8 protein-coding genes are annotated in these 9,477 nt (G+C 66.6%); 1 reads left to right on the forward strand and 7 read right to left on the reverse strand.

All coding sequences use genetic code 11. The features are described from left to right. Positions 1-33: 33 nt before the first annotated feature. Both A8G08_RS24190 and A8G08_RS24195 read right to left on the reverse strand, forming a co-directional pair. Entirely contained in the window at positions 34-1,779 is a 1,746-nt protein-coding gene (locus A8G08_RS24190; protein WP_068279954.1) for an ABC transporter ATP-binding protein, read from the reverse strand. Further along, positions 1,776-4,361, reverse strand: coding sequence for an ABC transporter ATP-binding protein/permease (locus A8G08_RS24195; RefSeq protein ID WP_068279908.1), 2,586 nt, complete (start codon positions 4,359-4,361; stop codon positions 1,776-1,778). The genes A8G08_RS24190 and A8G08_RS24195 overlap by 4 nt, the downstream gene beginning before the upstream one ends. An 82-nt stretch (positions 4,362-4,443) precedes the next feature. On the opposite strand from A8G08_RS24195, the gene A8G08_RS24200 reads away from it, so the two are divergent. Further along, positions 4,444-5,796 carry a hydroxysqualene dehydroxylase gene (locus A8G08_RS24200; RefSeq protein ID WP_068279910.1) on the forward strand — a complete coding sequence of 451 codons (1,353 nt, stop codon included), beginning with the start codon at positions 4,444-4,446 and terminating at the stop codon, positions 5,794-5,796. Between the two features lie 16 nt (positions 5,797-5,812). On the opposite strand, the gene A8G08_RS24205 is transcribed toward A8G08_RS24200, so the two are convergent. The 5 genes from A8G08_RS24205 to A8G08_RS24225 form a co-directional block, all read right to left on the reverse strand. Further along, positions 5,813-6,298, reverse strand: a complete 486-nt coding sequence (locus tag A8G08_RS24205) for a SitI3 family protein (protein ID WP_068279915.1) — start codon at positions 6,296-6,298, stop codon at positions 5,813-5,815. Between the two features lie 20 nt (positions 6,299-6,318). Beyond that, positions 6,319-7,740 (reverse strand): CdiA C-terminal domain-containing protein, encoded by a 1,422-nt coding sequence (locus tag A8G08_RS27680; protein ID WP_068279916.1) that lies wholly within the window; start codon positions 7,738-7,740, stop codon positions 6,319-6,321. Between the two features lies 1 nt (position 7,741). Next, the gene (locus tag A8G08_RS24215) at positions 7,742-8,041 is read right to left on the reverse strand and encodes a WXG100 family type VII secretion target (RefSeq protein ID WP_068279921.1); all 300 of its coding nucleotides are present in this window, start codon (positions 8,039-8,041) and stop codon (positions 7,742-7,744) included. 5 nt (positions 8,042-8,046) lie between these two features. Beyond that, a complete protein-coding gene (locus A8G08_RS24220; protein ID WP_068279924.1) occupies positions 8,047-8,361 on the reverse strand; it encodes a WXG100 family type VII secretion target in 315 nt (104 codons plus the stop codon). 183 nt (positions 8,362-8,544) lie between these two features. Further along, positions 8,545-9,477 (reverse strand): glutamate synthase subunit beta (locus tag A8G08_RS24225; protein WP_169823364.1); only part of this gene is annotated, 933 nt, incomplete at its 5' end.

Raw genomic sequence — 9,477 nt, forward strand, 5'->3', positions numbered from 1 at the left:
TGGAGTTTGGCACGGGGCGGGTGCGGCGATTTCTCAGTCGATCGGGACCTCGGTGAGCTTCCACGATGCCGCTGCCCCCTGGTGCTCCCAGAACTTGGCGAAGGCACCGCCGGCGGCCCGAAGGTCGGCGGGCGTTCCCGACTCGGTGACCCGCCCGTCTTCGATCACCACAACCCGGTCGGCCCGGCGAATACCGGCCTGCCGGTGCGCGACGATCACCCGGGTGCGCGCGATGTCGTCCGCGGACAGCGCGTCCACCACCGCCCGCTCGTTCTCGTTGTCGAGCGCGCTCGTCGCCTCATCGATCAACAGGATCGGCGCCGGTTTCAGCAGCGCCCGCGCGATGCTGATCCGCTGGCGCTCGCCCCCGGACAGCACCGCACCGCCCTCGCCGACCTCGGATCGCATACCATCCGGCAGTCGCTCGACGATCTCGTCGACACGCGCGAGTGCGCCGGCCTCCGCGATCCGGTCCGGTGTCGCCGCCGGGTCGCCCGCCAGGATGTTCTCCTCGATGCTTCCGGCAAACAGATACGGCTGCTGGAACACGACGCTCGACAGTGCTCGTCGCGTCTCGTGTGCGAGGGTCGCGATGTCCACGCCGTCGACGAGGACACGGCCCGAATCCGGTTCCTGCAGACCGGCGATCAAGGCGAGGATGGTGCTCTTACCCGATCCGGACGGACCGACGATCGCCGTCGTGGTACCGGGTTCGAAGACCAGGCTCAGGTCGTCGAGCACGGCCTGGTCGGTATCGCCATAGCGGAACGTCACGTGATCGAATTCGATTCGCGGCGAACCGGATACGGCGTATGCGTTCTCACCCGGCGAACCCAGTGGACCGTCGAGAACCGCACCGATCCGGCGCAACGTCAACCGGGTCGACTCGAGCCCGGGCGCCAGGCCCGCGAGGGCCGTGAACGGTTCGAGGTAGCGCACGGCGACAACGATCAGCGCAACAGCCTGCGCGGTCCCGAGGTCGCCGTCCACGGTGAGCCACGCCGCGGTCGCGGCGAGTGCGAACAGGGCGACCTGGCTCGCGATGCTGAACAGCAACTGGCCGGGCACTTGCATCAGCAGCAACCGAACGGTCGCCCCATGCTGCTGCGCCAAGGCATCTCCGGCCAGCGAACGCTCGGGCTCCACCCGCCGCGACACCCGCAATGTCGCCTGGGTGCGGGCGAATTCGACGACTCGTTCGTTCAGCCGCGTGTTCGCCTCATCCGCGGTGTGCTCGGCCTTTTGGGTGATCGCGGTGGTGGCCCACATCGAACCGAGCAGCAGCGGCACTCCGGCGAGCGCCACGAGCGCGAGTTGCCATTGAATCGGGATCAGCGCGATCGCGATGGCGACCGGCAGCAACAAGGCGCTGAGGACAGGGACCACCAGGTAGATGATCACGCCCACCAGATCCGGGCCGGTCGCGGCGATCGCCTGGCGGGCGGTCGCGGTGTTCGCCCCGGTGAACCACGTCAGCCGAATACGCGAGAGCCGCTCGGCGACACCGTGCTGCGCGCTGTTCAGCAAACCGAAACCCAGGTCGTAGCCCAGCCGCGAGGCCATCGCGTCGACCGCCCACCCGATGATGGTGGCGACGGTGAGCGCTGCCAGCCAGGCCACAGCGTCGTCGTTGTGCCCGTCGATCAGGGCCGCGACAAGCGGGACGAGAAGCACAACTCCTGCGGCGCGCGCGATCACCGAAATGATCGCCAGCGTTGCGAACCTCCAGACGGTCCGCCGCTCGTCCGCCGGTAGCAGGGTCAGCAAGGTGCGGATCATGGCCGTGCTCCCGTCGTCAGGGCCTCGGTCGAGGCGGATTCCCACAGGGCCCGGTAGCGGCCACTGGCCGCGATCAGTTCGGTGTGGGTACCGGATTCGGCGATCCGTCCGCCGTCGAGCACGACGATCCGGTCCGCGTCGACCACGGTGTGTAGACGGTGCGCGATCACGAGCACCGTCCGGTTGGTGGCGAGCCTGCTCAGCGACTGCTGCACCAGGTACTCCGACTCGGGGTCGGCGAAGGCGGTGGCCTCGTCGAGGATCAGCACCGGCGCATCCGCGAGCAGCGCCCGCGCGATGGCGAGTCGCTGGCGCTCACCGCCGGACAGCGCGGCATCCGGCCCGAGCGGTGTGTCGTAGCCCTGCGGCAACCGCAGGATCCGGTCGTGGATGTTGGCCGCGCGGGCCGCCTCCTCGATCTGTTCCCTTGACGCGTCGGGTACCGCGAGCGCGATGTTCTGCGCGACGGTTGCCGCGACCAACTGGGTCTGCTGCAACACGAATCCCACGTGGCGATAGAGCTCGTCGGGAGCCATCGTCGTGATGTCGCGCCCGCCGATGCGGATGCTGCCCGCATCGACATCGTGGAAACGGGCCAGCAACGCGGCCAGCGTCGACTTTCCCGAGCCAGAGGGCCCGACCAATGCCGTCACCGTCCCTGGGGCAAGGGTGAGGGAGATGTCATGCAGCACCGGCAGATCCGGCCGGTATCCGAACCGGAGATGTTCGATGGCAACCTCGCCGGCCGGCCGACCCGGTGTCGCGGCTGTGTCACGCGTCGGCAACTCGGGCTCATCCAGCGCGATCTGGATGTCCCGGGCGGCGAGCATGCCGCCGCGCAATCCGGCCAGGCCGTAGCCGATTCCGAGCAATCGGGCGCCGAAGGTGGTGCCAAGCAACAGGAACGGCAGCAGATCGACGGGCGTGATCCAACCCCAGATGACGAAGAAGGTGCCCATCGCCGCGATCAGCCAGAGGAAGGTCGTCGGCCGGGTAACCAGATCCATGATGGTCTTCGCGCGGACGAACGGCCGCTGCCAGCCCTCGAGAAAATCGATGTAGCCGTCGAGGTTTCGCCGGAAGTTCGACGCCATGACGCCGCCGAAGATCCGGATCACCGGCTGCGCATCGAGGTAGGACGCGGCCTCGCCGTTCATGCGCTCGGCCCATGTCTGCGCCATCGCGACCTTCGAGCCCGACTGCACCATCATCCGCCACATCGTCACGATGTAGCCGAGTACCGGCAGCAGCAGGAACATGGCCAGACCGGCGTCGACGGTGAACAGATAGATCAGCACCGCCAGCGGGGCGACAATGGCCGCTACCGCGTCGACCACCGCGTGCGTCACCAGGTAGTGCAGCGACAGCGTGTTGTCCTGGATGAGCGACTTGATGCTGCCGGAATTACGTGCGGTGAACCAGCCCAACGGAAGTCGTGCAAGCTTGCCGAGCAAGCGCTGGCGCAGGTCACGGGCGAACTTGCCATCCACGGCGTGCAGCCAGAACAGCAACGCCGACTCCAGCGCGGTGCCGACGCCGAGCAGGATCAGCGCGAGGATGCCGACCGACCACAACTCCGAACTCGGTGCGCCCGCGAGGAGTCGTCGGCCGAGTTCAACGAGCAGCAGGTACGGCGCGAACTGAACCAGAGTCACGATCGCCTGCAGGAATCCGGCGGCGATCAGCGTCGGGCGCAGGGGGGCGAGCAGACGACCGGCCGCGTTTGCGCGCCAACGGCCCTGCGCGGCCCCCGAGGCTTCTGCCGTGGACGGGTCCGCGACCGGTTCCGCGGTTTCGGCTGCGGCGGGCTGCGCTGGATCCACCGCTGGTGTGACGGCCTCCGGATCGCGTTCCTTGCCCATCGCCTTGCCCTGCACCCAGTACGCCTGGGCGTGGATCTCCGACTTGGGGAAACCGAATTCCTTGATCCGCTTGCGGATCTCCTTGAGCGAGCCCGTCTCGGGGCCGGTCCACACGTACCAATCCGACCAGTCACGAACCTCGAGCGCCGCCGCCAGCGACGTGGCGTCCGTGCGCGGCACCCAGTGCACACGCAGCCGCGGGTGGGTGGCGAGCGGGAGTTCGCGATCGGCCGGTTCGTGCTGCTCGATATACAGCTCGACCGGAATCTCGTCGGGCACCACCGCGACGATCGAATTCATCGCGGGCAACGAGGCGGAGTCGCCGACCAGCAGGTAACCCAGTGGCGGGTTCTCCGCGGGCACCTCGAAAGGCACCGAACTCATCGACATCATCGCCAGCGTCGCACCGGGCTCGACCGCGCTCGCCCACCGGGAGGCGGGTCCGGCGGGCTCGTGCATCACGAAATCGATGGCGAATTCCCCGGCATCCGGGTTCTGTTCGGAGAAGGTGTATCCGCGCTGGAACTCCTTGCCCTCCCCGTCCGGGAACCAGCCGCGAATCCAGGCGGTCGGACCGGGCAGCGCTTCGTTGAAGAGGGTGTCGGAACGGAACCGCACACGCTTGCAGTGCGAGGCCACGTTCGTCACCTCGGTGACCGTCGCGATGTGGTCCTGCGCGCCGAACGCACGCATGAGCGCACCGTTGAAGCCGCGAGTCATCTCGTCTCCCTCTCGCCCGAGCCTTCAGGAAGGGTAACCTAACTCGCTAGGACAGTGGCTTGGCCCCGGTTAGCCTTGCCGGATGCATTGCATCGTCGTGGGTGGTGGTCTCGCCGGACTGGCGTCGGCAGTCTGGCTTGCCGAAGCGGGACAACGGGTTACGGTGCTCGAGCGGCGCGGCTCGCTCGGTGGCCGCACGATCGCCATGCCCCTGGCGGCCGTCGACGACGTGCCCGACAACGGCCAGCATGTCTTTGCGAGCGGTTACGAGCACCTCATGCGCTACCTCGACAGTGTGGGCACGCGCGAGCACGTCCACTTCCCCGGACACATGACCATCCGCATGCCCGGCGGCGATGCCCGCCGCAATTCGTTCTCCGGGCTCTCGGGCCTACGGACAGCGGTCGGCGACCTGCCCGGTGTCAGCGGCCTGGACAGGCTGCGCACGGCGCGTGCGCAAGTGACCCTGATCCGCCAGGCGCTGAAGCAACCGGACTGGCTCGACGAGGTCACCGCCGACGAGTGGTTCCGCCGAATCGGCTTGCCGCAGTCGGCCCGTGACGCGTTGTGGGACGGCATCGTGATCGGCCTGACCGGCGACAAGACCGACATCTCCTCGGCCAAGGTGCCCGCCGATCTCCTGGTGACAGGGATCCGGCGTGCATTGGCGACCCGGACCCCGATCTCGATCGGCTACCCCACCGTCGACCTCGACACCCTGTTCATCGACGGTGCCGAAAAGGTGTTCGCCGACGCCGGCGTCGACGTGCGCCACCGGGCCGTCGTCGCATCGATCGACGTGTCCGACGGCGCGGTCACCGGCGTCACGCTCAATGACGGCGAGCGCATCGCCGCCGACGCCGTCGTCTGCGCCGTGCCGGTGTGGAACATCCGCGGTTTGCTCGACCAGGTGCCCGGCCACGAGCAGATCTATGCGGCCGCTGAGCAATTGACGCCGGTCCCGATCGTCAGCGTCAACCTCTACCTGGACCGATCGATCGGAATGAGCGACTGGGGCGAGATCCTGCACGGCGGCGAGGGTGTGCTGGAACAGGTGTGGGATCGCCAGCGGATGCACGGCCGCGATTCGGCGCGGCACCACTTCTATTCGACGACGGTGTCCGCCGCGTACGAGCTGACCGCCAAGTCGAACACCGAGATCACCGAGATCCAGATGGACATGCTGCGGCGCTACTACCCCGAAGCCGCCGATGCTCAGGTGATCCACAGTCACGTGGTGCGAATGCCGAAATCCACGTTCGCCCAACGTCCCGGCACCTCCGGAATCCGGCCGGAGCAGCGCACCGCGGTGCGCGGCCTCGCGCTGGCGGGTGACTGGACCCGCACCGACTGGACCACGACGATGGAGGGCGCCTGCCAAAGCGCGGCGCGCGCGGTCGAGGTGATCCTCGAGCACGTCAACGCGCCGGCCTGACCTGTGCGCCGCGCGTCTACTCGGTCCAGTGCTGGGTCTCGCGACTGTAGGGCTGGGTAATCAGTGCGAGCCGCTCGGGACGCCAGATGTCGTCGAGCTCGTTCAACGTGAGTTCGTCGTTTCGGCGAACCAGCCAGATGTTCTCGTCGCCGTCGCCGAAGTAGAGCACGGCATCGCCCGAAATCCGATCCAGCAGCCCCGAGACGATCCGGAGCTTGTCTGCCGACTGCTCCGAATTGTCGGACTCCCGTCCGAATCGGAACACAATCCAGACGGTTGGCGTGAAACCGAGGCTCTCGCCGGTCCGATCCCAATTCAACGGCGTAGCCGGGGTCACGCGAATCCACGTGCCATGCACGGTCTTTGCCCCGCTGTCCAGGAGGGTTTCGGCGGTGACCTCGGCGTCGAACAGCGCGCTGCTCTGCGCAATCGACAACAGCTCACGCGCGACCTCGGCCGCACTGGCAAGCGTCGCAATATCGAAGCTATAGGAAATGGCCATACAACTCGCCTCTCCGGCGGTTAGGGGTAGATGGGCACGATATTGCCCGCCTTGTCGACAACGATTACTTCCTTCAATCCTGGAACTGGCCAGTCACGCAACTGCTTGCCGACCGCCTCGGGGGTGGCGTTCGAATCGGCCAGATTCAGGACGATACGGTCCGTCTGCCCGTCCGCCACCTTCTTTTCGATGTTGGCCCCGATATTGCGGACATTGTCGGTCGACGGCGAATAGGCATCAAAGATCTCGCCCTCGATGCGGTAGTCGGGATTCTTGTCGCCTGCGACCTTGGGTCCGTGCTCGACTTCGTAACCGCCCCTTGCCAGGACATCGGCAGCTTCGTTCTCACGAGCCTTGCCTCGCGTCGTCTCGTCGTCGTCCTGCGGACGGATCGTCTCGGGCGTTCCCGATGGTTTGGCTGCGGGATCGGCCGCCTGCGACGGCTGAGTGTGGGGTGACTTCGACTGCGCGTCATCGCCCGCGACAGTCGCCAGCGTCAAACCGGTGATCGCAACGAGCGCCGCCGTCGAGACCGCCTCGGCACTGAACGAAATCCCGGCCAGCGTCGACAGGAAGGACCCGGCCAGACTGGCTATCGATGTTGCCGCGGACTCGATCGACGCCCCAGCGGTGGCCGCCCGCGTGCCGCCGACAATCGAGACGGCAATGACGCCGATCGAAATTGCGGACCCCACGATGATGGCGGTGACCTGAGTGTTCACTTCCGACCGGAATGCCGTCAGCGCAATGTTGTGCGCCTCCACGGACTTCGAGATGTCGTTCGAGGCCAGTTGAATCTCTTTGACGCCCTTGGCAAGTGTGTCGATATGCCCGTTGAGGTTCGAGATGTCGGGCGCATCGAGGAAGCTCAGGACGTGCTGCAGGGTCCGCAGTGTGTTCGCTGCGTTGTTGACCGTGTCATGGGCGGCGAATGTCCGCCACGCGGTTGCGGCGCGGGCGAGCCGGTCGGTGTTGCCGTCCGGAATCTCGCCGCCCGCGACCTTGGCGGTCGCCTTCTCGAGCAACTCCGGATAGTCCGTTTCGAGGCCGTTGCCGTTCTTCTTCGAGGTCACAACGCCGGTGATGGCGGTCGGGGGGTACGGCAGGTCGGTCGGGATGCTGCTGGGACGCATTGGTCCCGCCCCCTTGTTGGGGTCGCGGTTCGCGGCGTAGTTCTTCCAGTCCCAGTTGTAGCCGCACGCGATGAAGACATCGCCGAGACGTTGAGTGGCCCTGGCGAAATCGGTGGCGGCCATGACCACGGCGAGCGCACGCTGGTCGTAGCTCGTGGCCCAAGCCTTCGCCGCCTGATAGCCGCCGGCCATCCCACCGGTCTCGAGCAGCGCGGTCTGCAGCGGATTGAAGGCGGTTTGGAAGTCGCGGGACAGGTTGTAGCAGCTCTGCGCGGCGGAGTAATACGACTGCGGCTCTACGGCAACCATGTCAGCCGCCCGTCATCCGCTTGTTGACTTCCATTGCGTCCGCATAGTGTTCGCCGGCCGAGCGCGCAGCGGCTTCCATCTGGGTCAGCCCATCAACGACCTCGCGCGCCGCCACCGCCCAAATCTGGTGCGCCTCCGCATATGCCTCGGCCGCGACCCCGCTCCACTTGCCCTCCTGGACAAGCTGCCCAACGCGGGTGTCGAGACCGTCGAGGAGATCCGTGACGAAACCACTGAAACCCCGGACACGTGTTGTCACCAGCTCGATCTCGTCGAGATCGAACTCGAACTTAGATGTCATGGGCCTCAGTCCGTTCGGACCGAGGCAACCGCCGCTGTGGTCGCATCGTCCTGCGCCTTATACGCCTCGGCAGTGACACCGAGCTTTTCGGCGAGCTCGATCAGCGCATCCCAAGCCTTGAGTGCGCCGTCATGCATTTCTTCCCAACCGCTTCGGTACGCGTCGGCAGCAGTCCCCTTCCAACTGCCGAACAACTCCAGCACGTCGCGGTCCAACGACATCGAGCCGGATTTCAGCTGCTCGGCGAGGTCGCCGGCATACCGCCCAACGGCTTTCACCTCTTCGGTGACGACTCGCAATGGCGCACCAGTAGAACTCATCTGCCTTCCCCCTGTCCGGCATTTGACTCCCAGAAAGCCTACTGGTCGGTACCAATGCTGTCGACCGGGCAGACAGTTGAAACACGTACCACTGCAATGGATCTCGACTGAACGCCGAAAAGACCGAAGGCCACCACCGCGAACGGTGGTGGCCTTCGGTTACAGCCTTCGGTCTGAGCCGAATTACTTCTGCGCGATTGCCGTCGGCACGATCGGAGACGGCAGGGCGCTCTCGCCCTCGAGGAACGTGTCGACGGCGGCAGCCGCGGCTCGGCCCTCCGCGATCGCCCACACGATGAGCGACTGGCCACGGCCCGCGTCACCGGCGACGAACACGCCGGGCACGTTGGTTGCCCAGTCGTTGTCGCGGGCGACATTGCCGAGGTCGGTGATGTCGACACCGAGCGCGTCGAGCAGACCCGGCCGCTCGGGACCGGTGAAGCCCATCGCCAGCAGGACCAGGTCGGCCTCGAGCGTGAAGTCGGAGCCTTCGACCTTCTCGAACCGGCCGTTGACCATCTGGACTTCGTGCGCCTCGAGCGCGGTGACCTTGCCGTTTTCACCGACGAAGCGCTCGGTGTTGACCGAGAAGACGCGCTCGCCGCCTTCCTCATGCGCCGAGGAGACCCGGTAGATCATCGGGTAGGTCGGCCACGGGTTGCCGTCCGCACGCTCCTCGGACGGACGCGGCATGATCTCGAACTGGTGGATGCTCTCGGCGCCCTGACGATGCGAGGTGCCGAGGCAGTCCGCGCCGGTGTCGCCGCCGCCGATGATGACGACCTTCTTGCCCTTGGCGTTGATCGGCGGCTGGCCGTCCGCGCCGAGCACGTCGTCACCGAGCTGCACGCGGTTCGCCCACGGCAGGAACTCCATCGCCTGATGGATGCCGTCGAGCTCGCGGCCCGGAACCGGCAGGTCGCGACCCACCGTGGAGCCATTGGCAAGCACGATCGCGTCGAACTCGGCCCGCAGCTTCGCCGCAGTGATGTCGACGCCCACGTTCACGCCGGTGCGAAAGACGGTGCCCTCGGCCTCCATCTGCGCCAGCCGGCGGTCGATGTGCCGCTTCTCCATCTTGAACTCGGGGATGCCGTAGCGCAGCAGACCGCCGAT

This window comes from Aldersonia kunmingensis, from assembly GCF_001646865.1.
Lineage (GTDB): Bacteria > Actinomycetota > Actinomycetes > Mycobacteriales > Mycobacteriaceae > Aldersonia > Aldersonia kunmingensis.